The 2,565-nt window shown below is 68.0% G+C and carries 1 protein-coding gene and 1 pseudogene; one reads left to right on the top strand and one right to left on the bottom strand.

All coding sequences use genetic code 11. The features are described 5' to 3' along the window. Positions 1 to 886 (top strand): annotated as a pseudogene (locus tag AC08OX_RS16890) (histidine kinase); the annotation flags it as partial. A 94-nt stretch (positions 887 to 980) separates the two neighbouring features. Here the strand turns inward: AC08OX_RS16890 and AC08OX_RS16885 are convergent. Continuing rightward, positions 981 to 1,847, bottom strand: coding sequence for a helix-turn-helix domain-containing protein (locus AC08OX_RS16885; RefSeq protein WP_476608697.1), 867 nt, complete (start codon positions 1,845 to 1,847; stop codon positions 981 to 983). Positions 1,848 to 2,565 lie beyond the last annotated feature (718 nt).

The following is a 2,565-nucleotide window of genomic DNA, read 5'->3' as shown; positions in this document are numbered from 1 at the left end:
TTGGTCATGGGCTGCGAAAACTCCAACCAAGATCGAACTATCTAGGAAACTCCCGCTAGCGTTCATCACCGCCTCCCGGCCGCTCTGGGAATGGGTGGGTGCGCTGCTGGTCGCGATTGCCATGATGATCGTTGCGGTGTTCCTGCGCGGTAGCACCGAATCGCTGGTGCTGGCGCGGCTGGGGGTACTGATCTACGGTGCGTGCGGGGTGCAGATCGTGACCGCGATGCTGGGTCCCCTGCTGCGCGGCACCGCGGAGACGACCGCCCGCGCCTTGGCCGCCGAGGCTGAGGTCGCCGCCCAGGTGGATGCGTCCACCATGATCAGGTGGGAGCGGGCGCAGTGGTTGCGCACCGTGGGGTGGGAGGTGCTGCCGTTACTCGACGGGGTTGCGGGCGGTTGGTTGGACCCGCGGGAAGCCGCCGTTCGGAGCAGGTGCGCGATGCGGGCGGCCGCTGTCCGTCGCATGATCACCGGGGGTGGTCCGTCGTCGGCGCTGGCGGACCTCGACGCGGTCGTCGCCGACGCCGAGGCTGCGGGAGTGACCGTCCAGATCCAGCTGTCCGGCGATCTGCGGCTCGCGCCAGCTCCTGTGCGGGCCGTGGTGGCCGATCAGGTGCGGGAGGTGCTCGCCGCCGTCCCCGGCGGCCGGGCGATTGTGACGGTCCTGTGGACGCCGGCCGGCGGCAGTGTTTTCGTCTCGCTGCCCTGGCCGCAGGGCCTGCCGCCCCCGCAGCTCGGCCGCGGGGGAGAGGATGCGGGCGGGATTGAGGTCGCGGTGGAGCTGGACGATCGGTGTCTCAGCCTGGAGCTGACCTGGCCGGCGGCGAGCGCGGTCACGGACCCGACCGGGCGGGTCGAGTCGATCGGTGGGCTGGCGGAGTAGTAGGCCGGCAGAACGGCGGGCCGGTGGGCTGGCCGAGTAGTTAGGACGCCGGGCCGGCGGGGCAGCCGGTCGGCGGGCTGGGAGCGAACCGCGTTCAGAGCTCGGTGATGATGCGCCGTAGCAGCTCGGGAGTGTCACCCGGAAGCGTGCTGTCGACACTGAGCCGGTTATACACCTCCATGTACCGGTCGACGTCCTCGCGCTTGTCGAGGTAGGCGGAACCGGTGAGCTGCTCCAGGTAGACCACGTCCGGCAGGTCCATTTCGGGGAAGCGGAGGATCGTGAAGGCCCCACCCTCCGCCGCGTGGCCGCCAAAGGCGAACGGCATCACCTGCAGGGTGAGGTTCGGCAGCTCGGACACGGCGATGAGGTGCTCGAGCTGGGCCCGCATCACCTTCGGCCCGCCGATCGGCCGACGCAGCGCCGCCTCGTCGATGACTATCCAGAGCCGTGGCGGGTCCTTACGGTACAGCAGCTTCTGCCGGTTGATCCGCACGCTGACCCGGCGCTCGATGACGTCGCCTGGTAGGCCACCACTACCTTGCGTGATGATCGCTCGGGCGTAGTCCTCGGTCTGCAACAGGCCCGGAATGAACTGGAGTTCGTAGGTCCGGATGAGCTGGGCCGCCTCCTCCAGACCGATGTACGGCTGGAACCAGGACGGGAGAACGTCGTTGAAGTTCTGCCACCAGCCAGCGGCGTTCGCCTCCCGGACAAGGGCCAGCAATGGGGCGCGCTCTGCATCGTCCGTGACCTGATAGAAGGTCAGCAGGTCGGCGACGTCGCGTTCTTTGAAGCTGACGCGGCCAAGCTCCATCCGGCTGATCTTCGACTCTGATGCGCGGATGTGGTAGCCGGCGGTCTCCCGGCTGATGCCCTTCTCCTCGCGAAGTCGACGGAGCTGAGAGCCGAGCAGGATCCGACGTACGGTCGGTCCACTTCCCGGCTGAGCTGTCGTCACGGTCGGCCCCCTCGCCATGGTCAACGCAAGAGTAAGATACTCGATCTTCTGGTTCCGGATGGGTGGGCTGGTTCTCTCGTCTGGGTGACACGCGCGTGTTTAGCGTGGTGAGGATTATTTGTATACACGCTTACAGGGAGTGCCGACGGCGGGTCTCCGTTTAACGGGGGGCAGGGGTGCCCCCGGCTGCCGGGTGTGGGCGTAATGGTGTGGACGATGACATGTCCGGAAATTCCACTCTCACGGTGCCAGATTCCAGGGGCGTGAGGACTTCGGGCCCCCGGACGGCGATCGTGTGCTTCCTGCTGTTATTCTCCACCGCTGCACCCCTCTTCGCTCCTCCCCCCACTCTCCCCATCGGGTTCCCCTCCGCCGTCCGGTCCCTCCGCCGTCCGGTCCCTCCGCCGTCCGGTCCCTCCGCCGTCCGGTCCCTCCGACAGGCTTCGGCCTCCCGCCGCGGATCTCTCCGGGTTCACGCCGGCGCTCTTCGCCGCCGCGCTGGTCCTGGTGCACGATCTCCGTCGAGTGCTGTCGAGGTGTCCCCCGTTGTTTTACAGCTATGTCGCGGGCCCCGGAACCACGAGTGGACCGGAAGGGCCACGGTTTTCGCTACGCCGAGGCTATGACCCTGTGCACAGTCAGGTCGCGCGCGGCCGGCCTCCCGTCCTCCGGGGAGCCCGAGTGCCCCGTCGTGAGCGCGCGTCTTTCCCCCAGCTTG

This window comes from Frankia sp. CoBUL1, from assembly GCF_978021245.1.
Note: the sequence above shows the minus strand (reverse complement) of the source record. Positions and strands in the feature narration are given on the sequence as shown.